This window comes from Pseudomonas lactucae (genome assembly GCF_036688725.1).
Taxonomy (GTDB): domain Bacteria; phylum Pseudomonadota; class Gammaproteobacteria; order Pseudomonadales; family Pseudomonadaceae; genus Aquipseudomonas; species Aquipseudomonas lactucae.
This window is the reverse complement of record NZ_JAQQPT010000004.1, coordinates 133670-152538: the sequence shown is the minus strand read 5'-3', so window position 1 is coordinate 152538 and position 18869 is coordinate 133670. Positions and strand designations below refer to the sequence as shown.

Below are 18869 nucleotides of genomic sequence, written 5' to 3'. Positions count from 1 at the left end.
GCTGCGCTCCTTAAAGACCTTTGCGAAATTGGATGAAACCCGGGCGTTCGGCGATGCGTTCGTACAGCTGGATCGCGGTGGCGTTGGTCTCGTGGGTCAGCCAATGCACCTTACAGCAGCCATCGGCCTTGGCGGTGGTGTAGACGAACTCGATCAGTTTGCGACCAACCCCGGTACCGCGCTGGGCCGGGTCCACCAGCAGGTCTTGCAGGTAGCAGGAGTTCTCAATGCTCCAGTTGGAGCGGTGGTAGATGAAGTTGACCATGCCCACCGCCTTGCCATCCTGCCATGCCAGCGCCGAATGGGTCGGCTCGCGGGTATCGATCAAGCGTTGCCAGGTGCTTTGGCTCACGGCGTCCGGTAATTGGGTGTTGTAGAACGTCAAATACGCCTGCCACAACGGCAGCCAGGCGGCATGGTCGGCGGCGGTGACGAGGCGGATGTCGATCGGGCTCATTCTGAGGCTCCTTGGGGAATAAAGCGTGCGAGGGTCTGGTCGCGCACGTCGAGGCTGGCGGCCAGTCGCTCGCGTACGCTGGCGATATCCGCCGGGCTGCGGTTCTGGCTGAGTTTGCGTTTGCCGATCAGGCGCTCGATCGGCAGGGCGAAGCCGACGATGGCCTTGAGCATGCCTTCAATGTAATCGGCCGGTGCGTCGCTGACTTTCCACGGCTCGGCACGTTCGCTTTCGTGTCTGTCGGTGAGGGCACTGACCACGTGCAACACACGCTCGGCATCGGTAAACACCTCGGCCCTGCCGTAGGCGTGCACGGCGATGTAGTTCCAAGTGGGCACCACTTTGCCGTGCTCGGCCTTGCCCGGGTAGAACGCCGGGCTGATATAGGCCTCGGCGCCGGCAAAGATCACCAGGGCTTCGCTGCCCGCCTGCAGCTCGTGCCACTGCGGATTGGCCTTGGCCAGGTGCCCGTAGAGCGTGCCGTTGGGGCCTTCATCGGGGTTGAGCAGCAGTGGCAGATGGCTGGCGTTCAGGCCGTGCTCGCCGAACGTCACCAATTGCGCCAGGCGGGTGTGCCGGATCAACTGCTGCAGTTCGGGCAAATCATCCAGGGCAAAGGCGCGAGGTGTGTACATGATTATTTTCCTTGGCGAATGCCTGCATCCTAGGCAGGCTAATGGTCTGTTGTAAGAGCCATCTAGGGTCAATTTCATAGGTCCAATATGTCGCCGCACTCGCCACCGCTGTCCTTCAACCCTGCCGGCATCGAACTGGACCGGCGTCAGGGCCTCACCCGCCAACTCTACGAGGCGCTGCGCCAGCGCGTGTTGGATGGCCGCCTGGTCAGCGGCACGCGTTTGCCCGCCAGCCGTGACCTGGCCGCAGCCTTGGCCATTTCGCGCAACAGTGTGGTGCGGGCCTACGACCAGTTGTATGCCGAAGGTTTTATCGAGGGGCGTGTCGGTGACGGCACCTATGTGGCCCAACTGCCCACGCCGAAAAAACTATCCACAAAACCATCCACAGGGTTGCCCACAGGCTTATCCCCAGGGTTATCCACAAATTGGCTTAATTTACCGGTGAATGCGTCAGACGGACTTATCCACAGGCCGGCGTTGGGAAGGGTAGAAAATCACCACCTGCCGCCACCACCGGCCGGGCCTCCCAAAGCATTTCGCGTGGGCATACCGGCCTTCGATCTGTTCCCGTTCGAGGTGTGGGCCAAGCTCAACGGGGCTTTCTGGCGTAAACCCGACCTGCAGCAACTGTGCTACGGCGACCCGGCAGGGGATGGTCGCCTGCGCGGCTTGATCGCCGCGTACCTGCGCAGCTCGCGCGGTATGCAGTGCACACCTGAACAAATAATGATCACCAGTGGCGCACAGCAGGCGATCAGCCTTTGTGCACAGCTGCTGGTGGAGCCTGGCGACGGGGTCGCGCTGGAAAACCCCGGCTATCGCGCGGCAGGCCATGCGTTCGCCTTGGCCGGTGGGCGCCTGCATGGCGTGCCGGTGGACAGCGATGGCATTGATTGCCAGGTCCTCAACGGCCTGAGCGGCTGTCGCGTGGCCTATGTCACGCCTTCCCATCAATACCCGCTGGGTGTGGTGATGAGTCTGGCGCGGCGCCTGGAACTGCTGGCCTGGGCCGAACGCAGCGACGGCTGGATCATCGAGGACGACTATGACGGCGAGTACCGCTACAGCGGCGCCCCGCTGGCGCCCCTGGCCGCGTTGGACCGCAGTGGGCGTGTGCTCTATGTCGGCACGTTCGGCAAGGTAGCCTTTCCGGCGTTGCGCCTGGGCTATTTGGTATTGCCGCCCGGCCTGGTGGATGCGTTTGCGCGGCGGCGCGCCGTCGATGTACGACACTCGGAAGTCAGCACTCAGGCGGTGATGGCTGAGTTCATGGCGGCCGGGCACTTCCAGCGGCATATCCGACGCATGCGGCGCGCGGCGTTGAGCCGACGCAATGCCTTGCTGGCCGGCTGGCCGAGCGGTATGCCCGGAGTCGGCCCATTGCCAGGCGTGGCGGCGGGGCTGCACATGACCGTGCGCGTCGACACCCTTGCCCGCGAACAGCAACTGCTGGAGCAGGCGCGCCAGGTGGATGTCGAGGTCAATGGCTTGAGCAGTTACTGGCTGCCGAACTCCACCACCCCAATGGACCAACGCGCCGGCCTGGTACTGGGCTTCGCCGCCGTGCCCGAGCCTGCGATCGCCCTGGCACTGCAGCGTCTGCGCGGGGCCTGGCAGCTTAACTAACTACCGTCTGCCTGGCGGGCAGGGTTATTACCGTGAGTGTTCCATTTGAACCGCTTGAGGTAAATACCATGTCTGATCTCGCTACAAGCGCCTGTGCTCCAGGCACGCAGCAACTGCGCATCTGCCAGTTGCTCGCGCTGCGACCCACCCTTGGCTCCTTGGGTATCTCTAAAGCCAAACTGAATGAAATGCCTGCTGGCGTACTCGATTATTATGTTGAGCAGTTGATCGATTTTTTCTGTAAACCCGAACCGCACAGCCGATGGAGGCACCTGGCGCAACTGCTGGCGCAGCAACTGCGCAAGTCGATGCACGTCGAGACCCAGGACATTATCAAGGCAGTCCTCGATTATCCCGACAGCGGCGAGCGTTCTCAGGTTCTGGGCGCACAAGCGCCGCGGGTTTACCGGGTCCGACGTCAGGGTTGCCTTGCGCTGGGTATCGTCAAAGGGCAGACGATGCTGGTGTATGCCTTGGGGCAAGCGCTGGAGCCTGTGGACTCGGCAGAGAAAGAACAGCTGCTCAAGGGCGCTGAAGAGCTGGAGGACGACGTGTTTGAAGGCTGGGCCCTGGCGGCCCTTGACGGCGCTTTGCAGCGCATTGAGGCGATCGACCTGGACGTGTTTCCCGGGGTTGAGCCGTTGGATCGTCAATTGGCCTGGGCCACGAACCTGAGCGATTTTTTTGCGTCTTCCACCGATAAAGACCTGCTGCGTGATGAGCTGGAGCAGCAATTGCCCGATTGGCTGCGCAACGCCTCCAGCGCCGACCGCCTGGACTACAGCAAACTATTGGTGGCGATGGCCTCGCTACACAGGCGGTACCGTGGCAAGGGGCTTGATGACAGCGCCGAGCAACCTGCGCCGTTTAGCCGATGCATGGCGCTGCAGTTGCGCCGTATTGCGCTGGAGTCCTGCCTGCGAGGCTTGGCCGGCATCACGCAGGACGGCTACCAGCGTCTGCGCGCCGCCGTCAGGACGTACGCCACGGACCGACACGTCAATGGCCTGCAAATGGTGTTCAAACCCTTGCGTGACGAGCCCGGCTACCTGATTGGCCCATCTCAAAGCGAGGCAGGTCCCTGGTTGACGTACCGCCCCGGCAACCGCGAGCCCTTGCAGCAAGTGACAAACGCGCCGGAGACGATGCCGACGGTGGCCGACCCTTTTTCGGCGCTGTGTAAGTCCTGCGGTGAAGAGCCGACAATGCCAGGTTGGACAGAGTCCCCCCTGCAAACTCTGGCACGTCTCAAGCAGGTCGGCGGCAACCTGGATAGCTGCCAGACAAGAAGCCCCCCTGAGGAATGGCGCAGTGAAGTAAGCCTGTTGCGTAACCTGGCATTGCTGCTGGTGTGTCGCGGCACGGCGTACATCAGCGAAGGCACTGCGACGCATCTGAAGCTCAAATGCATGGACGCCGAGTGGGCCGGGGCCTGCCAGTCATTTTCACTGAGGCAGCGACAGCGACTGGAGACATTCAAGCGCTCGGCCAAAGTCAAACGTTCGCCGAGCCTGGGTGTGAGGATTCTGGAAGGTATCCATCGGGGGTTGCATCTGCTTAACAACCTGTTGATCTTCAACAAGGATGAAAACAGCTTCAACGTCTTTTCGAAGAACCGACTTAACGTCGTGCTCAACCTTAACGTTGTCGAATATCGAGTGTGTAAGGATTCGGACAACTCGGTCTGCACCGGTCCCTACATCAAACGTACACAAGCGCACGATTGGGACTTTGACCGAGCGCCGCGACGACGGCGTGACGCACAAGGGCTGAGTGTGAATGCGGAAAAAGCGATGAAGCGCGCCTCCAGTTTATCGGCCGAGGCGACAGCCCTGCTCACTGAGCGCGCACGCCCGAACGAGCTGCCGGTTGAAGTCGAGGAGCGTTTCGAACGCGAGGCTCGCGCACTGGAGGTGGCGATTGCGGCTATTGAACGCTATACCACGGTACGCAGTACCGTGCAGTCCTCTGACATGATCGCTTTGTTAAGTCGACAAGCGGGTGAGTTGCGCGCACTGGGCCGCACGCTGCGTATAAGGCAAAGCCTTGCCAACCCTGTGCCCACCATGGGGGATGTGATGTATCTGCTGGCGCAAGGCGCGATTGGCATCAAGCCGGTCAATGGTCGTGTGGAGGAGATCATCGATGGCACGAAGGATTACTTGCAGGAATATGAAGTGCAGGACCTGACCGGCCACGCGAGGCCCCTTTGGTACGCTCACTTTCATTACTCCACACCCGCCGCGGACAAAACACGGCCGACCAAGGCCCACCTGAAGACGTGGGCCCAAAGGCGTATGGGGCGTGAATTCGAACGGACAGAAGCCCTGGCCGGTCGAAATACACGCATCTACCGCGCGCCGATCTCTACCGACTCAGAGTTTCAGGTATTCCTGCAGGATTCAACCTCGGAAAAACACTGACTTGGCCAGCGCGGGGCTGATCTCGCTGCGATAGATCGCGATCTGGTCGCGGTCGCTGCTGCCTCTGCGCTCCACCGCCCCACCGAGTTTCTGTTGTTCGCGGTTCTTGAGGTGCGCGGCGGCGAACTCTTGCGCGGCAGCCTGGGGCGATGGGTAATGAAAATGCGCATACCAGAGCACCGCGTTGTCTTGCACATCGCGAATTTCGTATTCGTCGAGATAGTCCTTGTCGGGCCCTTTGAGGCGTCGGCGCGTGACGGTTTTGTTGATCGCCACTTGCCCTTCGTTGTGCAGCCACTCCAGGCGTGCGGCGGTGGGCGGTTGTTGCTTGGTCATGTGGATGCGCGTGCTTTTGCCCAATGCGAACAGGTGCGCGGCGCTCTCGGAGAGCTTCTTGTTGAGGGCGGCGGCAGATGGGCGGTCGCTTTCCGTCAGGTTGCGCTGGGTCAGCGCGGTTTCGATGGCGTCTGCGGCGCGCTCCAGTTTTGTGGCGTGCTGGTAAAACATTTCTTCGATTTCCACCGGAATGCGCCCAGCTTTGCGCGAATGACCCTGGATGCGCCGGGTCACGGCCGGTTCTTGATCGATCAGGAGCTGACCTGCGTTGAGGCTGGTATTCAGGTCGATTTTTTCCGGTGACGGCGGCTGTTCGCTCGGAGTGTCCCGCTCAACCCATACACCAGGGGTTTTCTCGTGGAAGGTGGCAATGATCTTGCCGGTCATGGGGGCCTTGATATCCACCAGGCTGCTGTCGGACGTACGCGGCTCACCGACCACCACGCCTTTGAAGCGCGTCTTGATAATCTTGCGCTGTGGGGTCACGGGAAGGCTGGAGGGCCCAGGCTTGGGCTCCAGGGCTTTTCTTTCCCGCAGCCGCTGTACCAGCTCCTGCGTGGCGCGCTGATGAAATTCATCAATCAGTTGGCGCAAGCGCTCCAGCGGCTCGCGCAGCAGGTGTTGCGGATAATCGGCGTGTAGGTCCAGCAGGCGTTGGTCGCCCAGGGCGAATTGTTCGACCAGACTGTTGAGCGCTTCGATGCGTTGTTCCAGAGGGCCGCCGTTGGTCTTGTCGCTGATATCGATAAAGCTCTGCACACTCAGGTCCACCTCGTCGACGATGTCGTCCAGTTGCCTGCGAACGCTGTTCGGTTCTTCGCCCTCGGCGGTGGTCGTGCACAGGTGACGTGCGACGGTGATTTGCAGCGCCTTGAGGTCGGCCACCTTGATTTTCGGCATCAACTTCAGGGTGCTCTGGATAACCTGGGCGCCTGCCGCGCCCAGGTCGCCCAATTCACGAAAGCGAGACTCGACGTATTCCATGCGCCGGATTATTTCATCGTTCATGTTCGACATTGCCCGCGCTTGCTCGGCCCGGGCCTGGGGGGCGGCGGGCCGCTCGGACTCCAGTGCTTCCACGGTCCGCTCCACCAGGTCGCGAAACGGTTCGAGGCGCTCATTCACCGCCGTGCGCGTCAGCACCAGTTGTTTGTTCAGGTAGTCGACCATCGTGCTCTGGTAATTGGGCACGTTATCGATGATGCCCAGGGCCCGGAGTTGGCGGATCGGTGCGTCATAGGCTTGCAAGCGTTCATCCACCTGGCCGATGAAGGCTTCGCGGCGCAAGTCGGTGGAGGGGCCAGGCTCGGAGCCTATCGCTGACAGCGCGTTGGACAATTGCGCCTGGGCACGCTCTTCATCGGCGTTGAATGCGTTAAGGTTTTCGCGCAGGGCCAGGATGCGCGAGGGTCTGCGCTCCTGGGAGGTGCGCCGGCGGTTCCGGAAACCACCGCCGCGCAGGCGCAGGCGCGTGTCGATAAACCACTGTCCGGCCTGGTTGCTTACCAGCAGAGGGCCGGTACGGGAAGGGTTTTTGGGGTCGACGATCAGCACGTTGTCATTGGCATCCAGCGTGACTTCGAACCAGCGCTGCCCGACGAGGGCGTACCATTTTTCGGCCAGGGGATAGAGGTGCGTATAGGGGCCGGCGGTTTTGCCGGGCTCGCCCAGCCCTTCGGGTTTGGCCAATGCGAAGCTGTCCAATGTTGCACGAAGCGCGGCAGGCGTGCGCGGCAAGGCCCCGCTGACATTCAGCGGGCCTTGGTGCAAGGCCGGCAGCTTGCGGTCGGGGACGTCGGGCTGTTGAGTGATCGAGGTCGTCTTGATCGCCGGTGCGGGTTTTTCTTTTGTCGCTTCCCCCAGGTCAAACTCTGTTTCAGCCAACGGCTCGCGCGTCTTGGCAATCGCTTCGCGCGGCGGGTGGCGTAGTGCAACGTGCAGCGCCAAGGCCATGCCCAGGTTGAGAAACATATCCACCAAGGCCGTCCACGGTGCCGGGGCCTGGGGCGTATCGATGACATGCTCGGCTTCCTCCAGGTCGTCCATGATCTGCCAGATCCACGCCGCGATGCCAACAGTGCGTCCGAGAAAGGGCAGGGCCGCGTTGAAAATCTGCCAACCGGCATTGCGCAAACTGTCCCAGCGTTTTTGCGCGTTGGACACCGACTGCCGGGTCGCCAGCTCGATCAAGGCGCTGGCATTGGTCGTGAACAATGTCGCCAGCACATCGCCGGACAGTACCTCGTCGCTCAGATCGATCGGCCCGCTCATGTACAGCACGGTGGCCGGTTCCGCCAGTGCACGCACGGCAGTCCATGGCGATGGCAAGGTCTCGGGAAACACATACTGCTCATAGTTGAAACGTTCTGTTTCGGGGAGCCAGGCCAACACTGATTCGCGTAAGGCAGGTTCGTGCTTGATGGCGTAGAGCAGGTTTTGCCGGGAGGGAAACTGCCACAGTATCGGCTCCAGTAACGGGCGATAGAGCACGCAGGGCCCGGCCGTGTGATCCTTGGGACCGATCACGAACATATTGGCAACCCCATCCTGGCGGTGGCCGGGTCGCAAGGTGGGGTTGAACGACAGAGGGCGGATCACGATGGGTTGCCCATTGATCTGGCGTTCGTGCTCCTGCTCCTGCATCACTGCCGTGACGTAAAGAACGCCGAGCCTATCGAGGTCGTTGCGTCGCTGCATTTTCAATTGCAGCGCCAACAACGGCAGCTGTACGCGCAAGTGCGAGGTGTAGAGTGTCTGGCGCTGCAGGGACTCCAGGGGATCTTCCAATAATTTCTGCTGGATCAAGGCCGGATAGCGTGCACCGATATCGAGGCCTTCGATCACGCCTTTTAGGTAGTCATAAGACAGCCAATCGGGGGCGTCCGTGTCGTTGTAGGTCACACTGGTCGCGCCACTGGGCAGGCCGGTGAGGTTTTCCAGGGCGAGGTCGACCAGGCTGCGACGGGTGATGTCTTTAGCGCCGGGTACCAGAATGAAGCCCCAGGTTACCGGGGTCTGAATCACCACCTCGACCTTGTCCAGGGTCAGGTCTGCGCCGTTCGGATGTGTTTTTATCTGGCCTTGCAGTTGCTGGCGGGCGTAATCGCGGATCGGCGGGATGTCGCTATTGAAGGTGCGCCCATGATGGTGCGTGTGCAATTGGGCCAGGTCGATCATGAGGCGACTGTAGGCGGCCATTTCCAAGTCCGAGGCGGCGGTCAGCCAGGCCGGCAGACGCTGGTGGATATCCCGGATGTTTGACAGGCGGTGTTCGCTCAGGTCCTCGACACTGGGCATGATCCGCGCGACGGTCGGGTGCCGTACGGACGGTTCGTCCTGGCTCTGGGCAACGTCACTGCCCAGCGAGTCGATGGCTTCGATCTGCAGGGCGATCATGGCGCACGCCTGGCTTTCGAAGACGTTCCCCTCTGGCTCATACAGCCGCCACTGCAGGTTGGCATCGCTGCCCAGGTAACTCACTTTGTCGAGCAGGGACGTGGAGAATTGCTCCATGGAGTCAAAACGTTCGTAACCGGCAACCAGCGAGTAAGCCAGGATGATCGGGCGCCCTTTGTGTTGGCCAACCAGGACGACGGTGTCCAGCATGACTCGATGCTCCTGGCGGTTCGACAGGCGCAGGTCGATGTCGATCAGGTAGGCATGGCTCTGGTAAGGGTCGTTGAGCGCGCGGTCAGCCAGATCGGGAGCGAGATAAAGCCCGCGTGCGATGGCGCAATCATCGGCATCCCAACCGTCCACCGTGGTGACATTCCATATCTTGCGCAGCGCATGGGCGAAGACTTTCCAGCGCAATCCGGCACTGTTGTAGGACGTGTTCCAGTAGTCCAGTTGCTGCTCCTGGAAGGCGCTATACAGCAGCGTGGACAATTCGTTGATCAAGCGTGCGATGGCATCGATCTTGACGGGCAAGTGCACGGCGGGAGTGGCGTCGGGTTGCAGCGTCAGAAAGTGCTCACCTTCCAGGTACATCAAGGGTCCGGGCGCCAGCGCCTGGCGGGCCAGGACGGTGGTCAGGGATTCGGCCTGCGGCTCGGCGGGCTCAATCGCATCCTCACTTACCCGCCAGCGCGGCGTGACGACCTGGGTAAGGTCCGGGTTGAGGTTGAGTGTGGGGTACTGCTCCATGAGCGCCGTGCGCAGTACATTGGCGGCGACTTCGCGCAGGGTGGGGCCAGTGGTTAACTGAGTGAGCAACCCATAGGCGGTAGAGGGGCGATGATTGTTGGTGTGGTTGGTTTGTGGGGTGGCGTCATTGGGCACGTTCAGTTCCTTTGCGGTCGTCAGCCCGGTCGGGCTGGGAGCCGCAAAGTAATCACTGAGGGGGTCACATGGACGGTAGATAAATAGCCTGGCCCACGCCCGGCGCGGGCACTGGTTTCAGGTCCCCGACTTGATCTTGGTCCAGGCCCGCGTCCTGGCGCGTTCGGCTTTGCTGTCCAGAGGCTTCAAGGTGTAGAGCGTGGCCATGGCTGCTTCCGTGGGGTACAGGTTGGGGTTGTTGCGGATCGCCGGGTCGACCTGCTGGGTGGCGTCCTTGTTCGGGTTGGGGTAGCCGACAAAATCACTGATTGGCGCGATGACCTGCGGTTGCAGCAGGTAGTTGATGAAGGTGTACGCGTCCTGCGGGTTTTTTGCGCCTTTGGGGATCGCGAGCATGTCGAACCAGATCGGCGCGCCTTCCTTGGGCAGGCGCATGTCCACGGTCACGCCGTTGTGGGCTTCCCTGGCGCGGTTGGCGGCCTGGGAAAAACTGCCCGAGTAACCGACGGCCACGCAGATGTCGCCGTTGGCGATATCGGCCATGTACTTGGAAGAATGAAAGTAGGTGATGTAGGGGCGGATCTTGAGCAGCAACGCTTCGGCTTTTTCGTAGTCCTTGGGGTTGTTACTGTTGGGGTCCAGGCCCAGGTGCTGCAGGGCCAGCGGCAGGATTTCCGACGGTGAGTCGAGCAATGCCACGCCGCACTGCTTGAGCTTGCTGATGTTTTCTTCATTGAAGATCAGGTCCCAGCTGTCCACCGGTGCGTTATCGCCCAGCGCGGCCTTGACCTTGGCCGGGTTGAAGCCGATCAGGATGGTGCCGTACATGTAGGGCACGGCGAATTGGTTGCCGGGGTCGTTGGCCTCGATCAGCTTCATCAGCTTGGGGTCCAGATGGTTCCAGTTGGGCAACTGGTTGCGGTCCAGAGGTTGAAACACCCCGGCCTCGATCTGTTTGGCCAGGAACACATTGGACGGCACCACCACGTCATACCCGGAGTTGCCGGTGAGTAACTTGGCTTCGAGGGCTTCGTTGGTATCGAAGATGTCGTAGACCAGTTTGAGGCTCGGGTTCTGCGCCTTGAAATCCTCGAGGGCCTTGGGCGTGATGTAGTCGAACCAGTTGTAGACGCGCAGGGTTTTTTCGTCAGCGTGGGCCACGCCGCTGAGCAGGACCGCGCACAGGGCCAGGGTTGTGAGTTTGTTCATTGGGTCGCACCTTCTGTTTCGAAACCTTCAAGAACGTTGACGGCGTTGATACCGATTTCCGCCACGGCGTAACCGCCTTCCATCACAAACAACGTGGGCTTGCCCAGGCGCGCGATGCGGCGGCCCATGGCCAGGTAGTCCGGGCTGTCGAGCTTGAACTGCGAGATCGGGTCGTCCTTGAACGTATCCACGCCCAGCGAGACCACCACAATGTCGGCAGCGTAGCGTTCGATCTCATCACAGGCGCTGTCCAATGCCGCGCTCCAACGCTCCCAGCCGGAGCCGGCCGGCAGTGGGTAATTGAAGTTGAAACCTTCACCCGCGCCTTCGCCCAGCTCATCGGCATAGCCCAGGAAAAACGGAAACTCCGCCTCCGGATGGCCGTGGATCGAGGTGAACAGCACGTCGCTGCGCGCATAGAAAATCGACTGGGTGCCGTTGCCGTGGTGGTAGTCCACATCGAGGATCGCGACTTTAGCGTGGCCCTGGTCGAGAAAGGCCTGGGCGGCAATCGCCGCGTTGTTGAGGTAGCAATAACCGCCCATCAAGTCGCTGGCGGCATGGTGCCCTGGCGGCCGGCACAGGGCGAAGGCACTGTGGGCGCCGTGCTGGATGGCCTGCTGCGCCGTCAGCGCAACCTGCGCTGCACTGTACGCCGCTTGCCAGGTGCCGGCCGTGATCGGCGCGCCGCCGTCGAAGCTGTAATAGCCCAACTGGCCGTGCAGGCTGCTGGGCAGCACGCGGCGCAGCGTGCGGGCGGGCCAGGTGTAGGGCAGCAAGTCGCCGTCCAGGTTGGATGCCGCCCAGCGTGCCCAGGCGCCCTGGAAAAAGTCGAGATAGTCGCGGCTGTGAACGCGTTGCAACGGCGCCAGGCCAAAGTCGGTGGGTGCCTGCACCGGGCCCAGGTCGCGCTCCCTGACCCGTTGCAAAACGTGGTCGGCGCGCGAGGGCATTTCGAAACAGGGCATCAATTGCCCATCCATCAATTCGCAGCGGCCGTGGTGCAAATGGTGATCGTCCGAATAGATCGTCAGCATGTTGTTGTTCTCAAGGCTGGTCGTCCCCCAGTGTTGCGGTACGGGCGCGGCAAGAGAACGGCAGGAGCGGCCAAAAGGGGATAAATAGGGCCAAAGAATGTGACCGCTATTCGCCCCTTTTTAGGGCGTCAGGGCCGGAACTGGCTGGGTGCCACCCCGCTCCAGCGCACAAAGGCGTGGCGGAAACTCGCGGTTTCGCTGAAACCCAATTGCTCGGCGATGCGGTGGATGGGCAGTCGATCCTGCGCCAGCCACTGTTTGGCCTGTTCGAAGCGCAACTCATCGAGCAATTCCTGATAGCTGCAACCCAGGCCCTGCAGGTGGCGGCGCAGGGTGCGCGGCGAGCAGTTCATCTGCCCGGCCAGGCCATCGAGCCCCGGCGCCGCATGCAGTTGCGCGGCGAGCAACTGACGCACGCGATTGAGCCAGGCCTGGCGCCCGGTGAATTCGGTGTTCAGCTTGCGACAACGTTCGGCCATGGCGCGGTGGGTAATGGCGTCGGCCAGGGGCAGCGGTTGTTGCAGCCAGTGTGCGTCGAAGGCAAAGGCATTGGCTGGCGCGTCGAACTGCAACGGGCAGTCGAAGCGCTCGGCATAGCGCGTCCGGTAGTCCGGAGCGGGGTAGGCAAATCGTGCTCCCGACAGCGGCAGAGGGTGACCCAGCAAGTCTTCGCAGATGACCTTCAGCGACACCAGGCAGAACTCGACGTTGAACTGCGCCAGCGCCGGCGCCTCTCGATAGTCGCCGGCGGTGAACCAGATGCACTGTCCGTCCTCTTCAAGGCTCAGCTCGAACAGTGTTCCCAACAGCGCCGGGTAGCGCAGGGCCAGACGCAGAGCGTCACCGAAAGTGGCACTGGTGAGCAACGCATAGCCGAGCAACCCATAGGATGACACGTGCATGCGCTGGCCCACATCCAGGCCGATGTCCCGGCGCAGAGCCACGGCATTGGCACATACCTGCATCTCCTGGTGGGTGGTGATACAGGTGTCGGCGTGGTGTAAATCCCGCACATCTATGCCGCTGCCGGCCAGCAATGCGTCGGATGCAAGGCCCTGGGCCTCGAAGGTCGCCAGCAGCAGGGACACGGCATTCAGGGTGGTCAGGTGTGAGTGCAGCATGATGGCTCCGCCCAAGGGGTCAGCCCTTGGGGGAGCAAGTTGTGTGCCGTCGCTCGAAAAACAATCGCGGGGTCGGAGACGGCCTCAGCCCAGTTCGCCACACAGGTTGGTTTCCACCAGGCGCCTAACCTCGGCGTTATCCAGGCCGGCACCGAGCAGCGCGTTGAGCTTGCCGAATGCCGCTTCACGGGTCATGCCGCCACCCGAGAGCACACCCACGCCGCGCAAACGGCTGCCGGCTTCGTAGACATCCAACTCCACGCCGCCTTCATGGCACTGGGTAATCGCGACCACGACAATCGCGTTGTCCTGCGCGCGCTTGAGGCTGGCCAGGAACTCAGGGTTGTCGCTGGGCCCGGTGCCGCTGCCGAAGCATTCCAGGATCAGCGCCTGGATGCCGCTGTCGAGCAGGGCGTCCAGCTGCGCCGCAGCGATCCCCGGCACCAGCGGCAGCACACCGACATTGGCCAGGGCTTTCGGCTGGCGATAGTCCAGCGCCGGGGGGATGGATTTGACACGGGTAACGCCGCCCTGGCGGTTAAGCGCCGCAAAGGGGTTGCGCCCGAAACTGCGGATTTTCGCGCACGCGGTCGGCGCCAGCAGCGCGCCGTGAAAGTGCAGGTGCACGCCCGGCGCCAAGCCGGCGCCCAGGGCGTGCAGCGCGCCGCTGACGTTTTCCCAGGCGTCGCTGTCCGGCACGCCCGCCGGCAGCATCGAACCGGTAAACACCACCGGCACCGGCAAGCCCAGCAGTTGGAAGCTCATGGCCGCCGCGCTGTAGGCCAGGGTATCGGTGCCGTGCAGGATCAACACGGCGTCGCAGCCTTGGTCCACGGCTTCAATCACTGCGCTGCGCAGGCGCTGCCAATAGGCGGGGGTCATGTTGGCGCTGTCGATCAACGGCACCATTTCGCGAAAGCGCCACGCGGGAACGGGCTGGTTGGCTAACTGCTCGCGCATGCGTGTTTCGAAGCCGGAGGCGGGCGCCAGGCCGTTGGCACTGGCCTGCATGCCGATGGTGCCGCCGGTGTAGAGCACCATGACGTTGCTGGATGAGGACATCGTAAATTCTCCTGAACGAAAAACGCCGCACGGCCCCGAGCATGCCCAAGGTCGTGCGGCGTGTCATCTATCTATGCTCAGCGTTGCACTTGAGCATTCAGTTCAGCCGAGGGGGCCGCTTGCGGGTTTACCGGGTTTGCCGGCCAGGCCTTGCGGTCCAGGTCGAGGTCCGGGAACTGGCTGGAATCGAACACCGGGGTCTTGATGCCCGCCGCGCGCTGGTTGTCGTAATCGTTCAGGATGCGCATGGCAATCTTGAACAGGAACGCCAGGGCGAACAGGTTGACGAACGCCAGCAGGGTCATGGTGATATCGGCAAAGGCAAACACGGTGCTCAGGTTCTCGATGGAGCCCCAGAAAATCAGGACCAGCACCAGCGTGCGGTAGCCGATCAGCACCTTGCGGTTGTTGCCCACCAGGAAGCGCAGGTTGCTCTCGCCGAGGTAGTAGTTGTACATGATCGAGGTGAACACGAACAACGCCAGGGCCACCGAGATAAACATGCGGCCCCAGTCGCCGACGACCGCCGCCAGGGAGTTCTGGGTCAGGGCAATGCCGTCGCCTTCAAAGCCTGGGGTGTAGAAGCCGGAGAGCAGGATCAGCAACGCGGTGCAGGTGCAGATCACGAAGGTGTCGAGGAACACGCTGAACGCCTGGACCACGCCTTGGGCGATCGGGTGTTCAACCGACGCTACCGCCGCCACGTTCGGCGCACTGCCCAAGCCGGCTTCGTTGGCGAACACGCCGCGCTTGACGCCCATGATGATCGCGCTGCCCACCAGGCCACCGAAGGCTTGGTCGAGGCCGAACGCGCTCTTGACGATGGTCGCGAGCATGGCCGGTACGTGGTCGAATTGCAGCACGATCACGTACAGGGTCACGGCGATGTAGACCAGGGTCTTGACCGGCACCAGCAGGTCGGCGATCGAGGCGATGCGCTTGATCCCGCCGATGAATACCAGGCCCAGCAATACCGCCAGGGCCAGGCCGGTGTAGGTGGTGTCCAGGCCGAACGCGTTGTTCAGCGAGTGAGTCACGGCGTGGGCCTGCAGGCCGTTGAAGGCAAAGCCGAAGGTCACCAGCAGCAGGAACGCCATGACCATGCCCAGCCAGCGTTTGTGCAAACCGTGCTGGATGTAATAGGCCGGGCCGCCACGGTAAGTGCCTTCGGCGTCGGTGCGCTTGTACAACTGGCCGAGGGAGCACTCGATAAAACTCGAAGACATGCCCACCAGCGCGGTGACCCACATCCAGAACACGGCACCGGGACCACCCAGGGTCACGGCAATGCCGACACCGGCGATGTTACCGGCACCCACGCGGCCGGCCAGGCTGAGCATCAGCGCCTGGAACGAGCTGAGTTGATCGGAGCTGCTTTTGAGGCTGTCGCGAAACACCGCGAACATGTGGAAGAAATGACGAAACTGAACGAAACGCGAGCGGATCGTGAAATAACCGCCGAGCCCGACAATGAGCACGATCAGTACTTTCCCTGAGAGGAAGTCGTTGATGACTTCGAGCATGGAGTGTTCCTCGCTGATTTTTCTAATGGCAAACGCAGGACGGTTCGACGCATCGCTCGGCACCAGGCAGTGCACGACGCTTCGGCCCCAATCCTTTTGCGGGTGTTGTTATTCATGCGCTTTCGCTGCGTGCTAGCCGTTGTCGACGGCCGCAGATGCGAAGAGGGGCGGCACTATACCTAGGCGAACGTGATCCGTCTGCCCGGGCCGATTAAAGGTTTCAGCCAAGCCATTACAGGGGAGGTGGGTTTGCGGTGCGATATTGGATTTTTTATGGGCGTCATTTCACAACCTCGGAGCAAAAAAAAGGGCCTGAAGAACGAGCCTTCAGGCCCTCAAAAGGTGAGAGGTGTCTAGTCCCTCAACCTGGTGAGCGGTGCAACAAGCGCTTAGGCCTTCAGCGGGACCAAACGTGGAGCGATCATATTTTCGGGGCGCAGGATGTCGTCGAGCATGGCGTCGTCGAGCAAGCCTTCTTCGCGCACCAGTTCCAGTACCCCACGGCCGCTTTCGAGGGCGATACGTGCGATACGGGTGGCGTTTTCATAGCCGATGTACGGGTTCAGCGCAGTCACCAGGCCGATGGAGTGCTCCACCAGTTCGCGGCAGCGCGCTTCGTTGGCGGTGATACCGACGATGCAGTGCTCGCGCAGCATGTCCATGGCGCGTTGCAGCAGGCGGATCGAATCGAAGATCTTGAAGGCGATCAGCGGCTCCATCACGTTCAGTTGCAGTTGGCCACCTTCGGCTGCCATGGTCAGGGCCAGGTCGTTACCGATAACTTGGAACGCTACCTGGTTCACGGCTTCCGGAATCACCGGGTTGACCTTGCCGGGCATGATCGAACTGCCTGGCTGGCGCGCCGGCAGGTTGATCTCGTTGATGCCGGTGCGTGGGCCGCTGGACAGCAGGCGCAGGTCGTTGCAGATCTTCGACAGTTTCACGGCGGTACGCTTGAGCATGCCGGAGAACAGCACGAAGGCGCCCATGTCGGAGGTGGCTTCGATCAGGTCGGCTGCCGGAACCACGGGCTGGCCGCTGATGATCGCCAGGCGTTGTACGGCCAGGGCCTGGTAACGCGGGTCGGCGTTGATACCGGTACCGATGGCGGTGCCGCCCAGGTTGACTTCGGTGAGCAGCTCCGGCGCCAGGGTTTTCAGGCGTGCCAAGTCTTCACCCAGGGTGGTGGCGAAGGCACGGAATTCCTGGCCGAGGGTCATCGGCACAGCGTCTTGCAATTGGGTGCGGCCCATTTTCAGCACATGGCTGAACTCGACGCCTTTGGCGGCGAAGGCCTGGATCAGGCTGTCGAGACTGGCCAGCAGCGCGTCATGGCCCAGCAGCAGACCCAGGCGGATCGCGGTCGGGTAGGCGTCGTTGGTCGACTGCGCCATGTTCACGTCGTTGTTGGGGTGCAGGTACTGGTATTCGCCTTTCTGGTGGCCCATGGCCTCCAGCGCGATGTTGGCGATGACTTCGTTGGCATTCATGTTGGTTGAAGTGCCGGCGCCGCCTTGAATCATGTCCACCACGAACTCTTCGTGGAAATCGCCGCGGATCAGACGGGCACAGGCTTCGCTGATGGCAGCGTGCTTGGCTTCGCTGAGCTGGCCCAACTCGCGGTTGGCATCTGCGGCTGCTTGCTTGACCATTGCCAGGCCGACCACCAATTTCGGGTAATGCGAAATCGGAACGCCCGAGAGGCGGAAGTTATTCACCGCACGCAGGGTCTGGATGCCGTAATACGCTTGAGCAGGTACTTCGAGTACGCCAAGCAGGTCTTTTTCTGTACGGAAAGATGCAGCAGAGGACATGACGGAAATCATCTCGATAGGGACCCGGAACTGGCCGGAACGCTGCGAATGCTAGGCGCGTACGAATTTTTGGGCCAATGCTGTTAAACACTGGCCTATGCATAAACGGCATAATGCAGGTGTGACCCGGCTATCATGGCGGGCGTGTGTGCCAAAATGGTGCGTACCCGTGGGAGGCAGTGATGAACCTTGAAAGCAAATGGCTGGAAGACTTCAGCGCCCTGGCCGCGACCCGCAGCTTTTCCCAGGCGGCGGAGCGGCGGTTCGTCACCCAGCCGGCGTTCAGCCGACGCATCCGCAGCCTGGAAGCCGCCTTGGGCCTGACCCTGGTCAACCGCTCGCGCACGCCCGTCGAGCTGACAGCGGCGGGGCAGCTATTTCTGGTCACCGCGCGCACCGTGGTCGAACAGTTGGGTGAAGTGTTGCGCCATTTGCATCATCTGGAAGGCGGGCAGGGCGAAGTCATGCAAGTCGCCGCCGCCCACTCTCTGGCGTTGGGCTTCTTCCCGCGCTGGATCGCGCAATTGCGCAACGAAGGCTTGAACATCGCCACGCGGCTGGTCGCCACCAACGTCGGTGACGCCGTGCACGCCCTGCGCGAGGGGGGCTGCGATCTGATGCTGGCGTTCTACGACCCGGACGCCGCGATGCAGATGGACGCCGAAATCTTCCCGTCGCTGCACCTGGGCGACACCGAAATGCTCCCGGTGTGCGCCGCCGATGCCGACGGCAAACCGCTGTTCGACCTCGAAGGCGAGGGCAGCGTGCCGTTGCTGGCCTACAGCGCCGGTGCATTCCTCGGCCGTTCGGTGCATCTGTTGCTGCGCCAGCGTGCGCTGCGCTTTACCACCGTGTACGAAACCGCCATGGCCGACAGCCTCAAGAGCATGGCCCTGGAGGGGCTGGGCATTGCCTGGGTGCCGCAACTGAGCGTGCGTGCCGAACTGGCCCGTGGTGAATTGGTGGTGTGCGGCGGGCCGCAATGGCATGTGCCGCTGGAGATTCGCCTGTATCGCTGTGCGTTGGTGCGCAAGGCGAATGTGCGGTTGTTGTGGCGCAAGTTGGAAGGGGGAGCGGCGCAAAGCACCTGAGCCCAATATCGGGCCGATTACGGTGTGTCAGGCACTGAATCTGGCACTTATACACCTCGATCGGGAGCAAGCCCCCTCCCATAGGGTTTTGTGGTGTTTTCGCTGACTCGGAAGTCAATAAAACCGCAGGTTTGTGCCGCTGGACGGATGGTCATTCCAGGGGCTGTTTATCTGCATTATTACGGTATACTGCGCGGCCTTCGGCCGGTCCAACCGGCCTAAATTCGTACACCAAGCCACGCCGGATTTCC

General features: G+C 61.9%; 12 protein-coding genes. 3 read left to right on the top strand and 9 right to left on the bottom strand.

What is annotated here, in order from left to right:
* Positions 1-10 precede the first annotated feature (10 nt).
* Both V6M90_RS05750 and V6M90_RS05745 read right to left on the bottom strand, forming a co-directional pair.
* Entirely contained in the window at positions 11-457 is a 447-nt protein-coding gene (locus V6M90_RS05750) for a GNAT family N-acetyltransferase (RefSeq protein ID WP_003176994.1), read from the bottom strand.
* Entirely contained in the window at positions 454-1092 is a 639-nt protein-coding gene (locus V6M90_RS05745) for an FMN-binding negative transcriptional regulator (protein ID WP_003176993.1), read from the bottom strand. The genes V6M90_RS05750 and V6M90_RS05745 overlap by 4 nt, the downstream gene beginning before the upstream one ends.
* Positions 1093-1179: 87 nt before the next feature.
* Between V6M90_RS05745 and pdxR the strand changes: the two genes are divergently transcribed.
* Both pdxR and V6M90_RS05735 read left to right on the top strand, forming a co-directional pair.
* The gene (gene pdxR, locus V6M90_RS05740) at positions 1180-2721 is read left to right on the top strand and encodes a MocR-like pyridoxine biosynthesis transcription factor PdxR (protein ID WP_003176992.1); all 1542 of its coding nucleotides are present in this window, start codon (positions 1180-1182) and stop codon (positions 2719-2721) included.
* A 68-nt stretch (positions 2722-2789) separates the two neighbouring features.
* The gene (locus tag V6M90_RS05735; RefSeq protein ID WP_332846193.1) at positions 2790-5144 is read left to right on the top strand and encodes a hypothetical protein; all 2355 of its coding nucleotides are present in this window, start codon (positions 2790-2792) and stop codon (positions 5142-5144) included.
* Here the strand turns inward: V6M90_RS05735 and V6M90_RS05730 are convergent.
* From V6M90_RS05730 to aspA, 7 genes are all read right to left on the bottom strand, one after another.
* A complete protein-coding gene (locus V6M90_RS05730) occupies positions 5124-9761 on the bottom strand; it encodes a dermonecrotic toxin domain-containing protein (protein ID WP_332846192.1) in 4638 nt (1545 codons plus the stop codon). The two genes, V6M90_RS05735 and V6M90_RS05730, sit on opposite strands and share 21 nt — an antisense overlap.
* 117 nt (positions 9762-9878) lie before the next feature.
* Entirely contained in the window at positions 9879-10970 is a 1092-nt protein-coding gene (locus tag V6M90_RS05725; protein ID WP_141062836.1) for a polyamine ABC transporter substrate-binding protein, read from the bottom strand.
* Complete coding sequence (locus V6M90_RS05720) at positions 10967-12007, bottom strand: histone deacetylase family protein (RefSeq protein ID WP_141062837.1); 1041 nt, start codon at positions 12005-12007, stop codon at positions 10967-10969. The genes V6M90_RS05725 and V6M90_RS05720 overlap by 4 nt, the downstream gene beginning before the upstream one ends.
* Before the next feature lie 128 nt (positions 12008-12135).
* Positions 12136-13128: an AraC family transcriptional regulator gene (locus tag V6M90_RS05715; RefSeq protein ID WP_003176987.1), complete on the bottom strand. Its 993-nt coding sequence runs from the start codon at positions 13126-13128 to the stop codon at positions 12136-12138.
* Between the two features lie 84 nt (positions 13129-13212).
* Positions 13213-14190, bottom strand: a complete 978-nt coding sequence (locus V6M90_RS05710; protein WP_332846191.1) for an asparaginase — start codon at positions 14188-14190, stop codon at positions 13213-13215.
* A gap of 77 nt (positions 14191-14267) precedes the next feature.
* Positions 14268-15713, bottom strand: coding sequence for an alanine/glycine:cation symporter family protein (locus V6M90_RS05705; RefSeq protein WP_078826612.1), 1446 nt, complete (start codon positions 15711-15713; stop codon positions 14268-14270).
* A gap of 389 nt (positions 15714-16102) precedes the next feature.
* Positions 16103-17527: an aspartate ammonia-lyase gene (aspA, locus tag V6M90_RS05700; protein WP_042945500.1), complete on the bottom strand. Its 1425-nt coding sequence runs from the start codon at positions 17525-17527 to the stop codon at positions 16103-16105.
* Between the two features lie 182 nt (positions 17528-17709).
* On the opposite strand from aspA, the gene V6M90_RS05695 reads away from it, so the two are divergent.
* Positions 17710-18618 (top strand): LysR substrate-binding domain-containing protein, encoded by a 909-nt coding sequence (locus V6M90_RS05695; protein WP_078735269.1) that lies wholly within the window; start codon positions 17710-17712, stop codon positions 18616-18618.
* The last annotated feature ends 251 nt before the right edge of the window (positions 18619-18869 follow it).